Origin of the sequence: Streptomyces sp. NBC_00316 (assembly GCF_036158715.1) — a bacterium.
GTDB lineage: Bacteria > Actinomycetota > Actinomycetes > Streptomycetales > Streptomycetaceae > Streptomyces.
This window is the reverse complement of the sequence record NZ_CP108023.1, coordinates 43,705-64,855: the sequence shown is the minus strand read 5'-3', so window position 1 is coordinate 64,855 and position 21,151 is coordinate 43,705. Positions and strand designations below refer to the sequence as shown.

Genomic DNA, 21,151 nt, shown 5'->3' with positions numbered 1-21,151 from the left:
CTTCGGACGAAGCGACCGAGCCGCAGCCCGACTGCGGCCGCGGCACAGCGGCACCGCACATCCCCCCGCCCGAAGGCACGCGCCCGGCGCCGGGACGAAATTCCTCAAGAGACCGAACGCGCAAGGAGACGAATCAATGGTGACGAGCAAGCCTGTCCTCATGACTGGCGTAGGCGGTGTGGGCCGGCTGGTGCTTGAGCAGCTGCGTGCACTGGGCATACCGGTGCGGGCGATGGTGCGCCGCGACGACGACCGCGCGCAAGCGTTGCGATCGTTCGGCGCTGAGGTCGTGGTCGGCGACCTGACGCGCCCGGAAACCGTGGCAGCTGCTCTGGAGGGCGTGGACAGGATGTACTTCGCGATGCCTGTGTCGCCCGACCACCTCCTTGCGGCAACGGTGGTGGCGACTGCGGCCCGTGAGTACGGGCGGCTCGACGCCCTGGTCGGCATGTCCCAGATGACGGTGTCCCAGATGACTGCGACCAGCACCGATGAGTCCCACCAGCAGCGGCTCCACTGGCTGGCGGAACAGGTATTCGACTGGTCGGGGCTCCCCCTGGTGCACGTCCGACCGACGTCCTTCCTGGACAATCCGCTGTTCACGTCACTCGCAGCGCGCACGATCCAGGCGAACGGCACGATCGCGTTGCCGTTCGGAGCCGGGCGTACATCGCCGGTCGCCGTGGACGACGTCGCCCGAGTGGTCACCGCGGTGCTCCGCGAACCGAGCCGGCATGTCGGTCAGACCTACGAGCTAACCGGACCCCGCTCGGTTGACATGAACGAGATGGCGGCGGAATTCTCCCGAGCTCTGGGACGCCCTGTGTCGTACGTGGACGTGCCGCTGGAGCAGTGGCATACCGAGGGGCTGGCAAAGATGGGTCTGCCGGCGCACATTGAGTCGCATATCGTCACCATGGCGCGTCTGCATCAGCAGAACCGCTACGACCGTACATCCGACGACGTCGAGCGCGTGACGGGTGTCTTGCCGCAGACGATCGAGGCCTTCGTATCCGCCCGCAGGGATCTCTACCTGGGCTGATGCGCTGGCGTCAGCGTCTACGTCCACCGCCGCCGTAACGAGCGGGCGGACCACCTCCGGAGCCTGGCCCTGCGTCGAACCATTCGCGGGCATGGGCGAGTGAGTCGAACTGTTCGGGCCGCGGCAACGGGCCGTGGTCATATTGCGCTATTTCGAGGATCTGAGCGTGGAGGAGACCGCACAGGTGCTGGGCTGTCGGCCCGGTACGGTCAGGACCCAGGCGTCCAAGGCGCTGGCCGTGCTGCGAACCAAGGTGGTAACTGTCCCGAGCCTGGTGGAAGGCGGTGAGCGGCATGCACAGCGTGCCTGAGAGGGAGCCCCACGAGATGGAAAGGCATCTTCCGATCCTTCTGGAACGTGCCTTGCCACAACTGGCCCTGCCCCCCGACCGGATGGCGCAAGTCAGGCGGCGGGTTCAGCGGCGCAGGCGAATGACCGTGGGCGGGGCGGCGCTCACCGTGGGATGCGCGGTTGTCGCGACCGGTCTATGGCCGGAAGCCTTCGGCCTAAGGGCTGTCCCGTAACCCCTGGCGGGCGCACGACGACAGCTACGGCACCTCGCCGCGTTGGGTGTTGCTGTCGTGGGTCTGATGGTGGGTGTTGCTGTCTCAGGTTCGTGAGTTCTGATGCGGTGTGGTGGGGGAGGCCGGTGTGATCGTGGGGTGGATCAAGGCGTAGGAGCCGACCGGGGGGCTGTGCTGCCGAGGGCGTTGGTGGTGCGTCGTCTGCTGGACTCCAAGCTCGCCGCGGACCTGGAGAGGGATCGGCGCTCTTGCGTACGGACCAAGATGGCCGCTTACGCACGGCCCTTGGCGCCTGCCGCCTGTGTTGGGGCTGCCGAGATCAGACCAGCGTCCCCATCCGGTGGACGGCCTCGGCGAGGATCTCCGGCGACGTGGCGAAGTTGAGGCGTACGTGCCCCGCGCCGCTCGCTCCGAACTCCAGACCGGAAGAGAGGGCGACCCGGGCGCGTTCCAGGTAGGCCGCCGCAGGATCGTCGCCAAGACCGAGCGAGCGGCAGTCCAGCCACGCCAGGTACGTCCCCTCGGGCCGGCGGTACCGGACGCCGGGAAGGTGCAGCTCGAGCAGTTCGGCAAGGAGGCGGCGGTTCTCGTCGAGGCCGGCGAGCAGTGCGTCCAGCCAGCCGCCGCCGAGCCGCAGGGCGGCGATCTGGGCGATGACACCGACACCGCTCAGGTCGTAGGCGATGCTCAGGGGGATGCGCCGCATGATGTCATCCGCCTCCCGCGCCCAGGCGAGCATCCCGGCGCGGAAGCCCGACAGATGCCACCCCTTGGAGGCGGAGTAGACGGCGACAGCGTCCTCGGAGCCGGGGACCGAGAGGTACGGCACATGGCGCGCGCCGGCCGGCACGAGCGGCGCGTGAACCTCGTTCGAGACGACCCGCACTCCGAACTCCCGCGCCAGTTCCGCCACCGTGAACAACTCCTGCGCGGTGTGAACCGTTCCGGTCGGGTTGTGGGGGCTGCACAGCAGGAAGACCGTGGGACGGTCGCCGTCGGCGGTCCGGCTGAAGGCGGCGCGCAGAGCGTCGACGTCGATGCGGTGGTCCGGCCCCAACGGCGCCTCCACGACGCGGCGGCCCAGTCCCTCCGCGATCTGCCGGTGGCCGCCGTACCCCGGGGAGTTGACGACGACCACGTCCCCGGGCGCCGTTGTCACCTTGAGCGTCTCGGCGATGCCCGTCAGCGCGGAGGGAACGACCATCGTCCGCTCCGTCGCCACGCGCCAGCCCCAGCGCTCCGCGGCGAATTGGTCCCAGGCCTTCGCCATCGTTGTGTCGAAGCGCGGGTAGCCGGTGTCCCCGCGTTCAAAGGCCGAATTCACCGCGTCCACCACGGCGGGGGCCGGTGTTGCATCCATGTCGGCTATCCACAGCGGCAGCACGTCCTCCGGATAGCGACGCCACTTGATGCCCCTGCGGCGGCGCAGGTCGTCGATCGTAAGCCTACGAAGCGGATTACCCGCTTCCCGCACTGTACCGAATGTCTCGAATCCTGCGGGTTTCATGCGGACCTCCCTCCGATGGACATGCGATTCGGGCCGGCTCGCGTCTGCCCAGCCGGCCCCATCAGTGGGAACTGTCGGCGGGGCTTTCGACCTCTGCTCATCCTCCGCGGCGAACGCTGGGCGAGCGGCGGGGTGCATCATCATTAAGAATGAGTTCCGCATCGATTGATTCGGTAATTTCATTCGAGTATCCAGTCGCACATAATGACATATGGCGCGAATTTGATTCCAGCAGTACACTGCGCGCGCGTCACTGTTTGGCCGGTATGTTGTTTATCGCAGATCGGGCATCTTTTAACACGTCTCCTGCAAATATGTGATGGGCGCCGCGTTGATCAACCCAGTCCTCTTCTGGTGCGGACGATTCGCCGCCGAACTTGCTGCGCACGATGCCGACGGGCGCGTTGGCTGATCTGGTCAGCGCACGCCTTCAGGAAAAGCGAGCTGCCAACGCCTTGGCCTTGGCGACGGCGTCCTCGTAGGCGCGGGCGCGGGAAGCTTCGTACAGGGGGATGAGTTCGGCCTTGGAGGCCTGCTTAGAGACAGAAGTGAGCTCAGGGATGATGAACTCGACTTCGGTGATGCCGAAGTAGCCGGCGAAGAGAGTGGTCAGGTAGGGGACGACGAAATCCCAGTTGTCACGAGGGGTGCCCGGCCGGTAAGAGCTACCGCGGCTGGAGACGACCACGACCGGGGTGCCGGCGGCGGACGGCTGCTCGCCGATGGTGCGACCCCAGACCATGACCTGATCGATCCAGGCCTTGAGCGTACTGGGTACCGTGAGGTTGTACATCGGGGCAGCGATCAGGACGACGTCAGCCTGTTCGAGCTCGGAGGCCAGCGTGTCACGCAGAGGATCCTCGTCACCAGCAGTGAACACATCGCCGGTGATGTGTAGGAGCGGCTCGGCCGCCAGATCGCGGTAAATAACCGTGCCGTGAGGGTGCTGGGCCTCCCATTCCTCACGGAACATGGCCGTCACATCTCGCGATGCGGAGGCCCCGCTGGGCCAGATGGAGCTGTCGATCTGCAGGAGCGTAGGCATGTTGTCTTGGCTTTCGTTAGCAGGCCGGCAGGGGGCGGGACCGCTTGGAGCAGGGTGCCAGCCCGAGCTCCAAGCGTCACTTTGCTCGGGTTGCCGGTCAGGCGACGACTTCCTCCATGGACCAGGTGTCGTCGTAGTTGGCGAGATTAAGAAGTCATCTCATTTGGTGGGGTCGGTAGGCTGTCTTCATGGTGGCCACGTCAGGCTGCACGTGGCAGCAGTTGCCCACCGCTTCGTTCGGGCCGTCGGGGGCGACGGCCCATCGGCGTTTCGCCGAGTGGACGAAGGCCAGGGTGTGGGCCAAACTCCACCGCCTGGTCCTCGACGAGCTCGGGGCCTGCGGCGAGTTGGACTGGTCGCGGTGCGCGATCGACTCGGTGAACATGCGGGTCCTGAAAAGGGGGATCTGACGGGTCCGTATCCTGTTGACCGGGGCACGTACGGGTCGAAGATCCACTTGATCACCGAGCGGACCGGTCTGCCCCTCTCCGTCGGAATCTCGGGGGCGAACCTGCACGACAGCCAGGCCCCGATCCCCCTCGTGCAAGGGATACCGCCGATCCGCTCCCGCCACGGACCGAGACGCCGCAAACCCGCAAAGCTCCACGCCGACAAGGGCTACGACTACTCCCACCCGCGACGATGGTTACGCCAGCGCGGCATCCAGCACCGCATCGCCCGTAAGGGAATCGAATCCTCACAGCAACTGGGCCGCCACCGCTGGACCGTCGAATGCACCATGGCCTGGCTCGCCGGCTGCCGCCGCCTCCACAGGCGCCACGAGCGCAAAAGCGAACGCTTCCTCGCCTTCACGAGCATCGCCTGCACCCTCATCTGCTACCGAAGACTCACCAAATGAGATGACTTCTAGGCGGATTGTTCGGCACGGCTCGCCTGCCAGGCCGTATGGGCGGCGCGTACCTTCTCCCACAAGGCGGTACGCTCCGCTGGGTCGATTTCGGCCAACGTGATGCCGAAGGTGCCTGCCAGGGCGCCGAACCAGTCGTCGGCGGTGGTCAGCGCCCGCTGCGTACGGTCGGTGCCGTCGGTGCTGCTCAGCACGCAGCCCCGGAGGTGGTCAACGCCGTTTGCCCGTCGGCGCATTACCGAGGCGATGCGGACGAGTCGAGAGTCCGGCGAGGTGAACGTCGCCGCATGTTGCTCGGCGAAGTCCGCCGGTGCAGCGGGCTCCAAAGTGAAGTCCATCCCCGCGAAATCGCCGCGCTCGTCGTGGTCGAACCGCCAGCCGCCCGGCTCGACCTGCGACGGCCGAAGCCGGTACGTGAAGGGCCCCTGGCGGTAGCTGCCGGCGCGCAGAGGCATCGGCTCGTACAGGGCCTCGCCGAAGCCGACGTCGACGACCCAGGTCTGGCCGTCGCAGTCCACGGTGAGGACGAGGTGTCCACCGGTGGCGCCGGGCGGTTGCGAGTCGGTGTCCGACTGCACCCCGCCTCGGTGCCACGTGACGTCGTAGCCCAGCGCGGTCAGCAGAGTGGCGAAGGCGCCGTTGAGGTGGTGGCAGCACCCGCCGCGCCCGCGCAGGATCCTGACTATCGCCTCGTGAGGATCCACGGTCGTCGGCCGGCCCAAGTGGACTTCCAAGGTTTCCCAGGGCACCCGCTCGATATGGGCCCTGTGCAGCGCCCGCAGCCCGGCGGCCGAGGGCGTGCGGTGTTTATCAAGAGAAAGGCCGAGGCGTAGCAAATAAGGTTCGACGAAGGACTCAAAAGGCATGATTGGGATATGACCTCAGCTAATTGAATCAATACGAATTGTGGGCGGCCCAAAGGCCCCTGCGGGCACGGTTGCGCGGCCAGGCGGCACTCCAGCCGGGTTCGCGGGTCTGGTGGCAATGTCCGCCTGACCGAACGCTTGTGATCACGCGCGGCGATATTCGGTCTGGCTGACGACGGTCGCGACAGGCGGGGACCCGTCTCTGTTACGAGCATATACTCTCATTCGTGGAGGTGGCAAGGATGGCGTCCCGGCTGGGTGGTGCAGGGGGATCAAGATGCCGGAATCCGCCGGCCAGGAGCGGCGCCTGGCCCGATCCGGTGTCCAACTCGCCTTTCGTTGAGCGGACACGGACGCGACAAGGAGTCGCGCGGATATCTCTATGCCCGACCGAAGGGCGGCGACATCGGGTGCCTGAGGCGACGCACATAACGTCACCTGTTTGACGGGTGATAGACGGTGTGCCAGACTCATCACCGCTCTGAGCGGTGATGAGAGGCGCTCTCCCGGGACGTCCCCGGAGAGCGCCTCTCCTCACCGCGACTCGGTATCTCGCAGACGAGCCGGGCGCTCGTGCCCTCATCGAGGAACCGGGCGGGGTGGGGCCTCCGGACACGTACCGGCGGCGCAACCCGTGCATCCCGGCTGTACGGATCCTTCCTGTCCGGAGGTTTCATTGCTCACGCTGGTACTCATCGGCTTGGTCGGCGGCTTCATCACCGGCATCTCGCCGTGCGTGCTGCCCGTGCTGCCCGTCGTCTTCCTGTCCGGTGGCGTTCAAGTCGCCGGCACCACAGAGAGGCCGGCCGACAGGAGACGGCCCTATTTGGTGGTGGCGGGCCTCGCCCTCAGCTTCAGCCTCGTCACTCTGCTCGGCACACTTGTGCTGAACGCTCTGCCCCTGCCGCAGGACATCATCCGCTGGGCCGGCCTCGCAGTGCTGATCCTCCTCGGCTTCGCCATGATGTTCCCCTCCGTGCAGGATGTGCTGGAGCGCCCGTTCATGCGCATCGGGCAACGGCAAGTGGGCTCCGGACACAACGGCTTCGTACTGGGGCTCGCTCTGGGCACGGTCTACGTGCCCTGTGCCGGTCCTGTTCTCGCAGCGATCACTGTCGCCGGCGCCACACACCGGATCGGCCTGCAGACGGTCGCGCTGACCGTCGCCTTCGCGCTCGGCGCGGCCGCTCCGCTGCTGTTTTTCGCGCTCGCCGGAAGGGGTGTCGCGGAACGGGTCCGGGCCTTCCGCGACCGGCAGCGCAGCGTCCGGTTCGTGGCCGGCCTCGCTGTCATCGCGCTGGCGTTCGCCCTTACCTTCAGTGTCACCGACACCCTGCAGCGTGCGGTGCCGGACTACACTGCCCGCCTCAACAAGGCGCTCGACGGTTCCGGACTCACCGGCGCCTTCGGCTCGACGGGCGCGGACGATGCGCTGCAGCAGTGCGCTGAGCAGCCGACGCCCGTGCTCGCCGACTGCGGTGAAGCGCCTGACATATCCGGTATCCAGCAGTGGCTGAACACACCGGGGAATCAGCCGCTGACCAAAAACTCGCTGGCCGGCAAGGTCGTACTGGTCGACTTCTGGGCGTACTCCTGCATCAACTGCCAGCGCGCCATCGGGCATGTAGCCGCCTGGTATGAGAAGTACAAGGACGACGGACTGACGGTGGTCGGCGTCCATACACCCGAGTACACCTTCGAACGCGTGCCCGGCAACGTGGCCTCAGGCGCCGAACGGCTCCACGTCACCTATCCGGTCGCGCTCGACAACGGCTACCGGACCTGGGACGCCTTCCACAACAACGCCTGGCCCGCCCAGTACCTCATCGACGCCCAGGGTCGTGTGCGGCATGTCTCCGTCGGCGAGGGCGACTACACCACCAGCGAATCGCTGATCCGGCAGCTGCTGACCGACGCCCGGCCCGGCGTCGTGCTGGCACCTCCCACCGATGTGCCCGACACCACGCCGACCGACCCGAATCTCACCCCGGAGGTCGACCTGGGTGCGGAGCACGCCGAGGCCCACGCCGGCGGTCCGCTCAGCCTGGGCACCTTCGCCTTCTCCGATCCTGCCGTGCCCCCGCCCGGCGCATTCTCTCTTTCCGGCACCTGGGACGTCGGCCGGGAGGCGCTCACCAGCAGGAGGAACGCAGGTATCAAGCTGGACTTCTCCGCCCGAGAGGCCTACTTCGACGTCGGCGGTACGGGCACTGTGACCGCCACGCTGGACGGGAAGACCATCACCTACAAAGTGTCGGGCGCGCCCAACACCTACACGGTGGTTCGCGGCAGCACCTCACGGCACGGTGTCCTGACTCTCAGCCTCTCCCCGGGGCTCAGCGCCTACTCCTTCACGTTCGGCTAAGAAGTCATCTCAATTGGTGAGCCTGCGGTAGCAGATGAGGGTGCAGGCGATGCTCGTGAAGGCGAGGAAGCGTTCGCTTTTGCGTTCGTGGCGCCTGTGGAGGCGGCGGCAGCCGGCGAGCCAGGCCATGGTGCGTTCGACGGTCCAGCGGTGGCGGCCCAGTTGCTGTGAGGATTCGATTCCTTTCCTCGCGATGCGGTGTTGGATGCCGCGCTGGCGTAACCATCGTCGCGGGTGGGGGTAGTCGTAGCCTTTGTCGGCGTGGAGCTTTGCGGGTTTGCGGCGTCTCGGTCCGTGGCGGGAGCGGATCGGCGGTATCCCTTGCACGAGGGGGATCGGGGCCTGGCTGTCGTGCAGGTTCGCCCCCGAGATTGCGACGGACAGGGGCAGACCGGTCCGCTCGGTGATCAAGTGGATCTTCGACCCGTACGTGCCCCGGTCAACAGGATACGGACCCGTCAGATCCCCCTTTTCAGGACCCGCATGTTCACCGAGTCGATCGCGCACCGCGACCAGTCCAACTCGCCGCAGGCCCCGAGCTCGTCGAGGACCAGGCGGTGGAGCTTCGCCCACACCCTGGCCTTCGTCCACTCGGAAAAACGCCGATGAGCTGTCGCTCCCGACGGCCCGAACGAAGCAGTGGGCAACTGCTGCCACGTGCAGCCCGACGTGGCCACGAACACGATCGCGGCCAGCACCTCACGATCACCATGCCGGCGCCGACCGCCACCCTGAGGCCGCGACGGCGCCTCCGGCACCACCCGCTGGAACAGCTCCCACAACTCATCCGGCACCAGCCGCTCAACGATCCCCGCCATGAACGACAGCCTGCCGACCCCACCAAATGAGATGACTTCTAAAAGAGGTGGTACGGGATTCAGGACGGTTCCGGCAGAGTGATCGACTTCGCCAGCCGGGTCATGGTGTGGAATCGTTCGAGCTGATCGTCGTCGATAACCGACGGCGGCGCGTCGCCGGGCCTGGCGGGAAGTGCATGATCGGCGATGATCTGTTCCAGACCCGGAGGCGTGAAAATAAAGATCATCTTGGCGGCGTGGTTGCCCTTGTTCGTGAAGCGATGACGAACCCCTCGCGGGATGTGGACGAAGTCACCTGCCACGGCTGTGAAGATGTGATCGCCGTCCAGGAACTCCAATTCTCCATCGAGGATGTAGAACGTCTCTTCCTGCTCGGGGTGGGCGTGGGGGATGGGTCCACCGCCTGCTGGAACCGTGGCCTCGATGAAGCCCAGCCCGCCGTTCGTCTGTGCGCCCGTGGCCTTGATCGTGTAGACATCGCCCGCAGCCCAGACCGTCGGGCCCTTGCCGGACGGTATGTAGAGCGCACCTCGCGTGTTCCAGTGCGGGTCGTGGGGGTCCGGCTCGGCCAGTGAAAAGGTCATGGCATCTCAATTCTGATTTCTGGAGTGACATGGGCGGGATCACGACACAGGCTTCGTCCACCTTCGAAACAGACCCCAAGTGGTCGGCTCCGGAAGCCCTTCGGGAGTTGATCGGGTGGTTGGTGCGGTGAGCAGCTGTGGCCCGCTGCGGCTCGCGGAGATATGTCAGACGCTCAGCGGAGGGTGTCGGAACGGCTGCTGCTGGTAGGCGTGAAGCCTGGCCGGCCTCCGGTTCACAGCAAGCGGCAGTTGCTCGAGGCGTGCGGTTCCGCACACGGTGTTGAGCCGGGCAGCCCGGCTCAACACCGTGTGCTGAGACCTACCGCGTGCCCTCGGTGAAGACATCACTGTCCGCGCTGAATATGACGACCCTCTCGATCAGATCGCCCTTGAGGTGGAGGACCTCAGATCCCAGCGCCCTCTTGTTTCCCGGGAATCCGAAATCCCAGCTCCAGTGGATGAATTCCTTGTTCTGAAAGTGGCTCACGAGCCGGGCGCTCAGGGGCGGAGCCTTGCGCTGCACGACGCTGATGTAGTCGTTGATGACATCTCGGCCTGCGATGACATCCTCAGGCTCCATGAGTTTGATGTCTTCGGTGTAGACGCCCTCCATCGCCTTGGCGCGCTCGGCCGCATCCGGGATCATCCAGACCTCCAGGTGCTTGGCTATGAGCACCCGGGCCTGGTCCGACCCCCCGGTCAGAGACAGGTGGAGGTGGGCGATCAGCCCGTCGGAGTCCAGAGAAACGGAGACATGGCCGATTCCGGAGCACCCGTTGCCCTGCAGGTCCAATCCGGCCTGGGTCCACTTGCCGGTGATGGAGTTGGCGGCATCCACGGAAGCCGTCCACTGGTGCTTGGACTCCTGCCACTTGGCCGCCTGGTCCTGGTGGAAGGCGACGGCCAGCTCCCGACCCTGGACCATTTCCCCGCTGTGCATCAGCAGCACATTCTCCGCGAAGATGTCACGAAGGTCTTCCAGGGCAGCATGGCCGTTGTCGGCCGAGTTCACGATCTCGAAATAGCGGTCAAGTACCGTCGTCATACTTGCGTTCCTTTCTGATGTTGAATTCCTAAGGGCTGTCCCGTAATGATCTTCGAGGTGATGCGGACGCGCTGGCTGCCGTGTGGCCCGCTCGGTTATCCGGCGAGGGTGAGGTTGTGCAGACGTGCAATGCCGAGCATGGCGTGGTGGACGCCGTCGCCTTTGAGGCGGCAGTCGCGGAGGATCTTCCAGGTCTTCATGCGGGCGAAGACGTGCTCGACGCGGGCGCGGACCTGCTTGTGGGACTTGTTGTGGGCCTGTTTCCAGTCGGGCAGTTCTTCGCCTTTGCGGCGGCGGTGGGGCATCACGAGCCCGGTGCCCGGATAGCCGCCGTCGGCGATCGTCATCGTCTTGCCGACGGCAGCCTTCGCGCCAGACTCCTCCCACGCCTTGCAGTCGTTGCGGTTGCCCGGCAGCGGTCGGCCGACCATCACGACGAGCCGGGTGTCGGCGTCGATGACGACCTGGTGGTTGGTGGAGTACCGATAGTTCTTCGACTGCTCGGAGACGGTGTGATCGCGGGTGGGCACCAGGGTGCCGTCAACGATCAGCACGGCGTCCTTCGCGAACCGCTTGCGGGGCTGGAGGGCGAGCATCGGCCCGAGGTGATCGATGATCCGGTCCGCCGCCGACTTGGAAACCCCGAACAGCGGAGCCAGTTGGCGCATGGTCAGGTTCGTGCGCCAGTACGCCGCGACCAGCAGTGCCCGGTCTTCCAGCGGCAAGCCCCACGGCCGGCCCCTGCGGACCGCGTCCGCCCCCTCGCGCCGCAAAACCGTCACCAGCTTCCCGAACAGGCGGGGGCTCAGCCCGGTGAACGGGGCTATCCAGGACGGCTCCGACGCCGTGATCACACCAGCCACGTGAAGATCATTCCAGGACGGTTAGGGTGCCTTCGTCGTGTCGACGGACGGGAGACGGATGATGGAGCAGGACGAAGCCCTGAAACTCGCGGTGGCGTTCCTCGCACAAAGCCAGCGCGACGACGAGCCGCCCCTTGCGATCGACGCCGAGCGCGTCCGCGAGAACAACGGGCTCCTGATCGTGCCCTACAACTCCCTGCAGTACCTCGCCTCGCGCGATGTGAGACAGCAGCTCTTGGACTGCTGGCCCCTCCTCGTCGATCTAGAAAGCGGAGGCGTACGGTTCGGGACTCTGGACGAGCGGCATCTGTGGAAAAACCCGCGTACCTGACGGCGCTGTGGCTGCCCGTGACGACACTTACGGGACAGCCCTTAGATTTGCGCTTATCGTTGGAGCAAGCAGGACGGAGGTCAGGCGCGGACGCCGCGCAGGACTCACAGGTCCTCCGTGGTCTGCAGGCGCATAGCGGCAAGGAGCGAACGCACCGTCTCCGGCTGACCCGCGAGCAGCAGCTCCGCCTCCGCGAGTGTCCCCACGTCGAGGAAACCGACCACCACATGTCCGGCCCCGGCGGCGCAGTCGCGATCACCCGCTGCGCAAAGTCCTGCCACTCCGCAGGGCTGATGTGGTCGCGGAACGCGGGGAAGGGGATCGGCTCCTCACGGGCCAGGTGATCGTGCACCTCGACGGCCGCACCCCGCAGTGTGGCCCGGAAGCCGTCCAGCTACGCCGCCGCCACCGAGACCTGCGCCGGCGCGGCCTCACCGACCCCGTCCTCAACCTCGTCGCCGCCCAGGTTCACCGCGGCCAGCAGGTCGAGCGCCGCGTCCAGCGGCTCGTGCTCCTCACGCAGAGTGCCGAGCCCGCGCTCCGCGGCCGGCGCCACAGCAACGATCCGCGGCCACAGGTCGCCGTCCTCGGTCCCGTGGTGATGGCGCAGGTTCGCGACGAGGAAGTCACGCAGCTGCGCCAGGGCAAGGAGCGGTGAACGGCGGCCTCGGCCAGCAGGGTGGTGGCAACACGGTGGACCTGATGGGTAAGGCGAGTCTCAATGACCGCTGCCGAGCGTTCGGGGAGTCTTGCACCATGGGAAAATGATATTCATTGAATGACTTTATAGTCAATATGGAGGCCTATTGCAGGGAGGTGTGCTGTGTCGGTGCCCACTCGGAGGTACAGCGCCGGAGACATCCCCTCGAGGACGCAGGGGTACGAGCGCTGCCGGCGCGTCCACGGCGAACTCCGCCGCCTCGGGCACAAGGTCGGCCCGGTCACCGTCCGCGACGGCGCCACTTCCTCCTCCGCCCAGGTCCCGGTCACGGCCGTGGACTCGGCCGCAGAGACTGCCAGGGCCTCGACCAGCTCCTCCCGCGCGATCACCCGCCGGTCCAGCTCCATCTCCGCGGCCTCCAACACCTCCGCCAACCGCGTGACTTCCTCCCGCAGGCCCTCCACACCCGCACACGGGCAGCCGCCTCCCGCTCCTCCAGCATTCCCAGCACCGACGCCACCGCGCACCCCTCGGCCATGAAGCGGACACAAGACGCCGCATGCCTCCCTCACCCCGAGCGAGACCATGCCTAATGGGATTCATCGGGCCGTGAGAGAGACTACGGTCCGTAGCCGCCAGCAGGTGAGCACTCTCCATGCCGGAGCCATTCGAGCTCTGTGGTCAGACCGTGCCCCTGCTGGTCGGCCGGGAGGCCTGACTGCTGATGGGATGGCGTGCCCGCCGGGCGGTTGGGCGTGAGCACTGGATCCATTAGGGCGCGAGCCGTGCCTTCCGTCGGCTGCAGGCAAGTACCGGACGAGGGCAAGGAGTTGAGTGTTGTTGCTGTTCATAGGCGATGACTGGGCCGAGGACCACCACGATGTCGAGCTGCAGGACGAGACAGGCCGGAAACTGGCCTCAGCCCAGCTGCCCGAGGGTGTGGAGGGCATCGCCAAGCTGCACACGCTTATAGCCCGGCACGGCGGCGAGGACCTGGAGTCCGAGAAGGTAGCGGTCGGGATCGAGACCGACCGCGGCCCTTGGGTGCAGGCGCTGATCGCAGCCGGCTACCGCGTCTACGCGATCAACCCGCGCCAGGCCGCGCGGTTCAAGGAACGGTACGGCACCTCCGGGGCCAAGAGCGACAAGGGCGACGCACACGCGCTCGCCGATATGGTCCGCATCGACGGCCCCCAGCTGCGACCCGTCGCAGGCGACAGCGACCAAGCCCAGGCCGTCCGCGTGGTCGCCCGCGCCCACCAGACCCTGATCTGGGAACGCACCCGCACCTTCCAGCGGCTGCGCAACACACTGCGCGAGTACTTCCCGGGCGCGCTGACTGCCTACGCGTCCCTGGAGCTGACCAGCACCGATGCCCTGGAACTGCTGGTCAAGGCGCCCACCCCGGAGCAGGCGGCGAAGCTCACGAAGCCGCAGATCACCGCGGTCCTGGCCCGGCACCGACGCCACCACCGCGACCAGAAGGCCGGCGCGATCCAGGCCGCACTCCGCGAGCCCCAGCTCGGCGTCGCCACCCCGGTCGCGGCCGCCTACGGCGCCGCCGCGACCGCGCACGCCAGGCTCCTGATCGCCCTGAACGAGCAGATAGCCATGATGGAAGAGCAGGTGAGCGCGCATTTTCGTGAGCACCCGGACGCTGAGATCTACCTGTCGATGCCCGGCATCGGCGCGATCACCGGCGCCCGGGTGCTGGCCGAGTTCGGGGACGACCCCACCCGCTATGCCTCCGCGAAGGCCCGCAAGAACTACGCCGGCACCAGCCCGATCACCCGTGCCTCCGGCCGAACACACGCCGTTCAGGCCCGCTACGCACGCAACAACCGCCTCGCTGACGCCCTGCACCGGCAGGCGTTCTCGGCGCTGAACACCTCGCCCGGAGCCCGGCGCTACTACGACAAACAGCGCGCCCGCGACGCGGGCTACAACCCCGCCCTGCGTCAGCTCGGCAACCGCCTCGTCGGCATCCTCCACGGATGCCTCAAGACACGCACCCCCTACGACGAGTCCACCGGGTGGTCACACCACGCGACCCTCTCGGCCACCACTTGACACCAAAACGGCATGGGATGTCTGACCAGGAGAAATCAAGGAATCACGTTCGGTTGAGATACGGCTTCTTAGGCCAGGACTCCCCCAGGACTCCCACTGCCGCCGCTTCCTCGAAGGTCACCAGCTTTCCTACGTCGTGGCCGTCCCGAAGTCCCAGCAGGTCCACGGCCCGCGCATCGACCTCCTCATCGGCCAGGCCCTGTACGAAGGGTGAATGCGGATGCTGGCCTGTGCCTTCGATTCCAAGGTGAGGCCTGCCTCAGCGAATCCGTGAACTCGCCCTCGATCAAGCGGAGATGTGGTTGAGAGGGAACATGATGGCCGTGTAGGCGAGGAGCGAGAAGGAAACGGCCGCTGCCAGGGTGAGCGCCTTCTCCTTGTGGCTGCGCGCCATTAGCGGCGGTATCAGGACCATCACCGTCAGGCAGGCCCACGCCTGGGGGTGGTAGTGGAGCGTCCACGCGTAGTGGATGCCCTCCATGCCGAAGACGCCCGCAAGCGCGGCCAGGCCAATCGCCCGGCGCCCTGTGGTGCAGCCATGCCGCCACCAGGAGCCGGCGATCCCGAACAGTGGGCCGGCAATGCAGGCCAGGGCTAGCCACACGAGGGGAAAGGAGAGGTCCCCCATGCCATCGCGGCCGAACTCCGCGTAGCCGTAGTACCCGACGACTAGGCCCACCTCGGCGCACAGGCCGGCCACCGCCGCCGTGGGCAAACGCTTGGCCAACAGGGATCCGGCAGCGAACGCAGCGACCGACCAGACCGCCCCGGAATTGGCGATCTGACCCCAGGCATCAGGGATCCAGATCCAGCCCTGGGCGAGATTGGTGAGGATCCCAAGCAGAAGCCCCCCGCTCAGCGCCCCCGCCGTTGCGCGTATCCCGATCATCAACTACTCCAGCTGAGGTGCGCGCACATCTGTGCAAACGGGCGTTTCGGGACGGGTCGCGCTGATACGGTCAGTCCCTCGACTAATGATCATCAAACACTCGAATGATTAGGTTATCATCTACCTAATTAGCTCGGAGACGCCGGTGCGCGCCCTGACGGCGGCGTTCGACCTGTCGCACCGCACCAGGACGCAAAGAAGAAGCCCCGGCCTGTTGGGATAGTGGCCGGCGCGGGAGGCCCAGAGGTCAGCCAGCGGTACAGGGCCCGGGCGTCTATTGCACGGCGTACTTCCTCGCCTGGGCATCAACTGTGTTTCTGGGGCGGTGTTCTACCGCCGACGGGTGCCGCCGGCCCGGGACGGAACGCCGTTCCGGGCCGGCGGTGTGTGGGGTTCAGGTCCTCACTCATGCTGGGGGCTGCGCTTCTTCGGCGCGGGTCCGCGACGGATCGCAGAGGTTGTACGACTGCGGTCGATTGTGCTGCTCGGAGTGCATCTACAGATCGGCACAGGCGTCGTGGGCGCGGTGATATCGGTATGTCACCGGCGCCAGGCGTCACAGATGTGACATGTCGCCAAAGACGACGCCATGTGAAGAACGGGTGCGGCCACCCCTTCGGGACGCAGCGATGGGCGCCCGGGCGACTCGGCGTCGCCGAGTCGCGAAAGGCGCCGGGAGGCTCGGCTCCTTGCCCGCCAGCCAATAAGAGCATATGCTCCTATTGGCTGGTGAGTCCCTGCGATTCGCGTTAGCCGTCAGTAGTCACATGGCGGAAGCTGGTGTTGTCCGCTCGGCCGGACCCCATCTCTCCCGGACCGCCTCGACTGCTCTTTATCGCGTGTCTGTCCGGGCGCGCGCAGCATCGCGAGGTCTTACCGACCGTACATTTGCAAGGAGTATCACCATGACTATCGTAAAAGCCGCTGCAGTCCAGATCAGTCCCGTGCTCTACAGCCGTGCCGGCACCGTCGAGAAAGTCGTGAAGAAGATCCGTGAACTGGGAGAGAAGGGCGTTCAGTTCGCGGTCTTCCCCGAGACCGTCGTTCCCTACTACCCCTACTTCTCCTTCGTGCAGCCGCCCTACACCATGGCCAAGGAACACCTGCGCCTGCTCGAGCAGGCGGTCACCGTGCCGTCCGCGGAGACCGACGCGATCGCCGAAGCGGCCCGGGAGGCCCGCATGGTCGTCTCGATCGGCGTCAACGAGCGTGACGGCGGCACCATCTACAACACGCAGCTGCTGTTCGACGCGGACGGCACACTGATTCAGCGCCGCCGGAAGATCACGCCGACCTATCACGAGCGGATGGTCTGGGGCCAGGGCGACGGTTCGGGCCTGCATGCGGTGGACAGTGCCGTCGGCCGCATCGGCCAGCTCGCATGCTGGGAGCACTACCTGCCGCTGGCGCGTTATGCCCTGATCGCCGACGGCGAGCAGATCCACGCCGCGATGTACCCCGGCTCCTTCGGCGGCCAGCAGTTCGCCGACCAGATGGAGGTCAGCATCCGCCAGCATGCGCTGGAGTCGGCCTGCTTCGTGGTCAACGCCACCGCCTGGCTCGATGCCGGCCAGCAGGCACAGATCGCCAAGGACACCGGCGGCCCCGTCGGTGCGATGTCCGGCGGCTTCTTCACCGCCATCGTCGATCCCGAGGGCCGCATCATCGGCGAGCCGCTCACGTCCGGGGAAGGCGAAGTGATCGCCGACCTGGACTTCGCACAGATCGACCTGCGCAAGCGCCTGATGGATGCGCGCGGCCACTACAGCCGCCCGGAACTGCTCAGCCTGCAGATCGAACGCACGCCGGCGCCCCACGTCCACGAGCGCAGCACTCGCCTGCCGGTCCAGACCGCCCGGTCGGCTGAAGAAGGCCGCCCCGTCGAAGCCCAGTGAGCTGTGTGGACGGTCACGCAATTCCCCAGGCGGAAGTTCACGTAATTCCCCAGGGTGCTGCTGTGATCTGACTGGAGGACGCCCGGTGTCAGTCCCACCACAGCACGAGAAGAAGGTGCCGTTGGGATGCATCACGGTAGAACTCTCGCAGGGCATTGAAGTGCCCCAGCAGGTACTTCCTCGGGCCGCCGACGATCCTGGCCGGCCCGTCGCCGATCAAGGAAGCGGCCTCTGTCTCGTCGGTCGGCAAGGCGGCCAGAAGGGCGGTCAAGTCGATCTGCGAGAGCAGTTCCGAGACGCGAGCCACCTGAGCCGCGGAGAGGGCCGTGGGAGCGGGCCCGAAGGGACCGATGGCATGCGGGTGTGTGTTGAGGAAGCCGAGGTCGATTGCAACATCGCCCTCGGTGGACTGCCGCAGAGCGTTGAGGTGGACGTCATCGAGACCTCCCAGCTCGCAGATCCGTTCGAGCAGAGTCGGCGCCCAGTCCAGGTCCAGGGTGTCCGCCGTGGGTGGATCCCAGTGAGGATCTCCATCCGGTGACTCGTCAGCTGACTGCTGGCAGGAGGTGAGGTACTCCGCAGGGATGCGGGCAAGTTGTTGAGTGACGGCCATGAGGGCAGTATCCCGACGACGTCCACCGATTTTCCTACTTGGTCTTGTCAGTGGGGTTCTTTGGCCGCTTGTTGGGGCGGTAGCTGGGGCCGTTCATGATCACCTGGTGGCTGGTGTTGATCAGGCGGTCCAGGAGCGACTCGGCGACGACGGGGTTGGGGAAGAGCGGATACCAGTCGCTGGGTGCCCGGTTGCTGGTGATGATCAGGGACCGTCCCTGCCGTTCGCTGACCAGTTCGTAGAGGTCATCCGCCTGGGCCGCGCTGAGCTGGCGCATGGCGAAGTCGTCGAGGATGAGCACGTCGGGCCGTACCAGTTCGCGGATCCGCTTGTCCCAGGTGCGGTCCGCGTGGCCGCCGGCGAGGTCTGCGAGGATGCGGCTGGTCTTGGCGAAGCGGACGTGGGCGCCCTGGCGGATCGCGAGGTGGCCGAGGGCCTGGGCGACGTGGGTCTTGCCGACCCCGACCGGCCCGAAGAGGATGACCGACTCGCCGGAGTGGAGCCAGCGCAAGGCCCCGAGATCTCGGATCTGGGCGGCTGGGAGCTTCGAGGAGGCGTTGAAGTCGAACTCCTCCAGGGTGACCTGCTGCTCGAACTTCGCCCGTGTCAGGCGTCGTTGGAAGGCGACGGTCTCGCGGCGGGTGATCTCGTCCTGGCAGAGGACCTGGAGAAAGTCCAGGTGTCCGAGTTCGCCGCCGTGGGCCTGGGCGAGGCGGGCGTCGAGGGTTTCCAGCATTCCCGAGAGCCGCAGGGATTTCAGCGACTCGCGCAGGGCGGTGTCCATCACGCTCATCAGATGCTTCCCTCAGCTTCGCCGTGGACCTGGTCGTCGTGCATGTCGTCCGCCGTCTCGGCCGGGGCGACGGAGGCGAACAGTCGCTGGGGCCCGTGGAGGAAGGCTGCGGCTCCCGCGTCTCCGCTTGATTCGGGCTCCGGGTCGGTCTCGGTGCCGGCGATCAGGATGCCCTTGATGGTGCGGTAGGACGGATCACCGACCGTGATTGCCTTCGCGCAGGCGGCCTCCAGCCGCGTCTCGTCGTACTTCTTCCTCAGCCCGACGACCCCCTGGGCGGCGCGGAGACGGTAGAGCGCGTTGACCTCCAGTAGCTGGTCGACGACGGTCCGGCAGGCGTCCCCGACCTCGGATGCCTGGGTCCGGCACCAGATTGGCGTGCGCATCTGGAAGGCGATCTTCTCCGGCGGGTAGTCACCCTTGTCGGTGCGTTTGCCCTGGTCAAGCGAGGCGTGGGTCTTGACCAGGTCGCCGTCGAGGAAGACCTGCACCATCGTGGCGGTGGAGCGGACGTCGACCCGGCGGCCGATCAGTTTCCAGGGCACCGAGTAGAGGGTGCGGCCGGCCTTGATGTGGATGTCCGGTCCGACCGTCGCTGTTGACCAGCGAGCCAGGACGAACGGAGTGGGTGGCAACGGCAGTAGGGTCTGGGCTTCGACGGCCTCGAACACTGCCATCGGTGAGGCTCCCTGCAGCGGCCGGCACTGTCGTCGGCCCGCCACCTTCTGACTCCAGGCGACAGCCTCGGCCTGCATGTGCTCGATCGAGGTGAACTCCCGTCCACGCCAGAACGAGTCCCGGATGTAGGGCATGGGCCGCTCGACCCGCGGCTTGTCCTTGGGCCGGGCGGCGCGGGCTGGATCCACCAAGGCGCCGTAGTGGGTGGCGAGTTCGGCATAGGCCTTGTTGATCTTCGGGTCGTAGAGATCGGGTTTGTCGACGCCGGTCCGCAGGTTGTCCGGGACCAGGCGGCGCGGGACGCCCCCGAAGTAGCGGAAGGCGGCGACGTGGGCCTCGGTCCAGGCGTGCTGGTGCAGGTAGAGGACCGGGCGGACGAACATGTGTCGCGAGCACGGCAGTACCATCACGAAGGCCCAGATCCGGTGCCGTTTGCCGGTCTTCGGATTGGTCCACTGGCCCAGGTGGCCGTAGTCGATCTGAGCTTCTGAGCCCGGCTCGACGTCATCGCGCAAGACCGTGACCTGCGACCTTGTCGTCTCATCGGGCAACGTGGCATGTACCCACCGGCGGAACGAGGAGATCGACACGTCGAGCTTGTGCTCGTCCCGCAGCCGTTGGTGGATCGTGGAGACGGTCACCGTCCCCAGCAGGTTCTTGATGTAGTCGCGGTGCTGGTCGATGTCGGGCCAGGTGATCTGCCGCAGCCGCCGGTCAGACAGTTCAGGGAACCATCTCTTGATCAGCTTGGCCCAGTCGGCCTCTCGCATCGGCGGACCGCCCGGGACGATCTCGGACGCCTCCGCCGGTGCCAAGTACTTCCTGATCGTCTTGCGGTCCACCCCCAGCGACGCGGCCAGCTCGCTCTTCGATCGGCCTGCGTACCAGTGGACATAGATCTCGGTGATGTCGACCACGACGAACGTTCTCCTCGCCATCCGGGCTGCCCATCGGCCATCCGCACTACAGGCCGAGAGCTGCCCACGCGCCTCCGCGATGACCAGGTCCCTCGATCCCGAACTCCGTCGTACCCCTGGGGAATTAGGAGAATTCGGGATGGGGAATTACATGACGCTCAAACCACTCGTCGTGGGGAAAAACGTGAACGCTCACAAGCTGTTTGCCGAGCCTGGAGGTCCTGCCCGGGGCTCGAACCGGACAGTAGGAGTGCACGCTCGTAAGTCGGCGCGCGGTCTCATGTCGCCCATTGTCAACTTGCGGCAAGAGGGGATGGGCGGCGCAGGCGCTGGGACTTTCCATTAAGAAAATATGCGCCTAATGCGTCGCGGTGCCGCGAATCCGCTTCATGGTTTTCCCGCCGCGCCTGGGAAGCGCCCGGATGAACGGCTGAGCGACAAGTGTCGGATCAAAGCCGAAGGGATATTGCCCCGTCAGCGGCGCCGATGCCATCCTCAAGCTCGCCGACTACCAGGGCTGCTGGTCCATGGAGGTGTTCCACGTTTGACCGGATGCCCGAAGCTAAGGGCTGTCCCGTAACCCCTGGCGGGCGCACGACGACAGCTACGGCACCTCGCCGCGTTGTTGGAACGCCCGTATACGCCCAGTATGCGGACGTCCCTCCGCCTTGCGATGCACCGCATCTGACGCCGCGCGCTGATCCACCCGGGATTACGGGACAGCCCTTAGCCGAAAGCTGTCGCGCACCGGATGGGACCGGGCACCTGGTCGGCGTC

The 21,151-nt window shown here is 66.4% G+C and carries 18 protein-coding genes and 2 pseudogenes; 7 read left to right on the top strand and 13 right to left on the bottom strand.

What is annotated here, in order from left to right; genetic code table 11:
• The first annotated feature begins 136 nt into the window (after positions 1-136).
• Both OG878_RS00330 and OG878_RS00325 read left to right on the top strand, forming a co-directional pair.
• Positions 137-1,042, top strand: coding sequence for an NmrA family NAD(P)-binding protein (locus tag OG878_RS00330; protein WP_328884840.1), 906 nt, complete (start codon positions 137-139; stop codon positions 1,040-1,042).
• 118 nt (positions 1,043-1,160) lie between these two features.
• Positions 1,161-1,352: pseudogene (locus tag OG878_RS00325) on the top strand (sigma factor-like helix-turn-helix DNA-binding protein); the annotation flags it as partial.
• Positions 1,353-1,885: 533 nt separating this feature from the next.
• Here OG878_RS00325 and OG878_RS00320 read toward each other — a convergent pair.
• Positions 1,886-3,073, bottom strand: coding sequence for a MalY/PatB family protein (locus OG878_RS00320; RefSeq protein ID WP_328884839.1), 1,188 nt, complete (start codon positions 3,071-3,073; stop codon positions 1,886-1,888).
• Positions 3,074-3,503: 430 nt separating this feature from the next.
• Positions 3,504-4,118, bottom strand: coding sequence for an FMN-dependent NADH-azoreductase (locus OG878_RS00315; RefSeq protein ID WP_328884838.1), 615 nt, complete (start codon positions 4,116-4,118; stop codon positions 3,504-3,506).
• A 179-nt stretch (positions 4,119-4,297) separates the two neighbouring features.
• On the opposite strand from OG878_RS00315, the pseudogene OG878_RS00310 reads away from it, so the two are divergent.
• Positions 4,298-4,977, top strand: a pseudogene (locus OG878_RS00310) (IS5 family transposase); the annotation flags it as partial.
• An 8-nt stretch (positions 4,978-4,985) separates the two neighbouring features.
• Here the strand turns inward: OG878_RS00310 and OG878_RS00305 are convergent.
• Positions 4,986-5,852 carry an arylamine N-acetyltransferase family protein gene (locus OG878_RS00305; RefSeq protein ID WP_328884837.1) on the bottom strand — a complete coding sequence of 289 codons (867 nt, stop codon included), beginning with the start codon at positions 5,850-5,852 and terminating at the stop codon, positions 4,986-4,988.
• A gap of 676 nt (positions 5,853-6,528) precedes the next feature.
• Between OG878_RS00305 and OG878_RS00300 the strand changes: the two genes are divergently transcribed.
• Complete coding sequence (locus tag OG878_RS00300; RefSeq protein ID WP_328884836.1) at positions 6,529-8,217, top strand: cytochrome c biogenesis protein DipZ; 1,689 nt, start codon at positions 6,529-6,531, stop codon at positions 8,215-8,217.
• A gap of 9 nt (positions 8,218-8,226) precedes the next feature.
• On the opposite strand, the gene OG878_RS00295 is transcribed toward OG878_RS00300, so the two are convergent.
• The 4 genes from OG878_RS00295 to OG878_RS00280 all read right to left on the bottom strand — a co-directional run bounded on the left by OG878_RS00295 (position 8,227) and on the right by OG878_RS00280 (position 11,527).
• Positions 8,227-9,035 (bottom strand): IS5 family transposase gene (locus tag OG878_RS00295; protein WP_328884835.1). Its coding sequence is split into 2 segments (ribosomal slippage): positions 8,227-8,688 and positions 8,691-9,035, totalling 807 coding nucleotides; the frame shifts between segments, so codons are not numbered across the junction.
• A gap of 59 nt (positions 9,036-9,094) precedes the next feature.
• Positions 9,095-9,619, bottom strand: a complete 525-nt coding sequence (locus OG878_RS00290) for a cupin domain-containing protein (RefSeq protein ID WP_328884834.1) — start codon at positions 9,617-9,619, stop codon at positions 9,095-9,097.
• A 319-nt stretch (positions 9,620-9,938) separates the two neighbouring features.
• On the bottom strand, positions 9,939-10,664 hold the full coding sequence (locus OG878_RS00285; RefSeq protein WP_328884833.1) for a hypothetical protein: 726 nt from the start codon (positions 10,662-10,664) through the stop codon (positions 9,939-9,941).
• 95 nt (positions 10,665-10,759) lie between these two features.
• Complete coding sequence (locus OG878_RS00280; protein WP_328884832.1) at positions 10,760-11,527, bottom strand: IS5 family transposase; 768 nt, start codon at positions 11,525-11,527, stop codon at positions 10,760-10,762.
• 61 nt (positions 11,528-11,588) lie between these two features.
• Between OG878_RS00280 and OG878_RS00275 the strand changes: the two genes are divergently transcribed.
• A complete protein-coding gene (locus OG878_RS00275; protein WP_328884831.1) occupies positions 11,589-11,858 on the top strand; it encodes a YrhB domain-containing protein in 270 nt (89 codons plus the stop codon).
• Positions 11,859-11,962: 104 nt separating this feature from the next.
• On the opposite strand, the gene OG878_RS00270 is transcribed toward OG878_RS00275, so the two are convergent.
• Together OG878_RS00270 and OG878_RS00265 are read right to left on the bottom strand one after the other, a co-directional pair.
• Positions 11,963-12,139: a hypothetical protein gene (locus tag OG878_RS00270; RefSeq protein ID WP_328884830.1), complete on the bottom strand. Its 177-nt coding sequence runs from the start codon at positions 12,137-12,139 to the stop codon at positions 11,963-11,965.
• A gap of 113 nt (positions 12,140-12,252) precedes the next feature.
• Entirely contained in the window at positions 12,253-12,468 is a 216-nt protein-coding gene (locus OG878_RS00265; protein WP_328891084.1) for a hypothetical protein, read from the bottom strand.
• Positions 12,469-13,359: 891 nt separating this feature from the next.
• Between OG878_RS00265 and OG878_RS00260 the strand changes: the two genes are divergently transcribed.
• Positions 13,360-14,589, top strand: a complete 1,230-nt coding sequence (locus tag OG878_RS00260) for an IS110 family transposase (RefSeq protein WP_328891083.1) — start codon at positions 13,360-13,362, stop codon at positions 14,587-14,589.
• 286 nt (positions 14,590-14,875) lie between these two features.
• Here OG878_RS00260 and OG878_RS00255 read toward each other — a convergent pair whose 3' ends face one another.
• Positions 14,876-15,478, bottom strand: a complete 603-nt coding sequence (locus OG878_RS00255) for a DUF6518 family protein (RefSeq protein ID WP_328884829.1) — start codon at positions 15,476-15,478, stop codon at positions 14,876-14,878.
• Positions 15,479-16,245: 767 nt separating this feature from the next.
• Here OG878_RS00255 and OG878_RS00250 point away from each other — a divergent pair.
• Positions 16,246-17,373: a nitrilase-related carbon-nitrogen hydrolase gene (locus OG878_RS00250; RefSeq protein ID WP_328884828.1), complete on the top strand. Its 1,128-nt coding sequence runs from the start codon at positions 16,246-16,248 to the stop codon at positions 17,371-17,373.
• Positions 17,374-17,461: 88 nt separating this feature from the next.
• Here the strand turns inward: OG878_RS00250 and OG878_RS00245 are convergent, their stop codons facing one another.
• The 3 genes from OG878_RS00245 to istA are packed head-to-tail and all read right to left on the bottom strand — an operon-like array spanning position 17,462 to position 20,374.
• A complete protein-coding gene (locus OG878_RS00245) occupies positions 17,462-17,986 on the bottom strand; it encodes a DUF1877 family protein (RefSeq protein WP_328884827.1) in 525 nt (174 codons plus the stop codon).
• Between the two features lie 34 nt (positions 17,987-18,020).
• Complete coding sequence (gene istB, locus OG878_RS00240; RefSeq protein WP_328884826.1) at positions 18,021-18,779, bottom strand: IS21-like element helper ATPase IstB; 759 nt, start codon at positions 18,777-18,779, stop codon at positions 18,021-18,023.
• Positions 18,779-20,374 carry an IS21 family transposase gene (gene istA / locus OG878_RS00235; protein WP_328884825.1) on the bottom strand — a complete coding sequence of 532 codons (1,596 nt, stop codon included), beginning with the start codon at positions 20,372-20,374 and terminating at the stop codon, positions 18,779-18,781. The genes istB and istA overlap by 1 nt, the downstream gene beginning before the upstream one ends.
• Positions 20,375-21,151 lie beyond the last annotated feature (777 nt).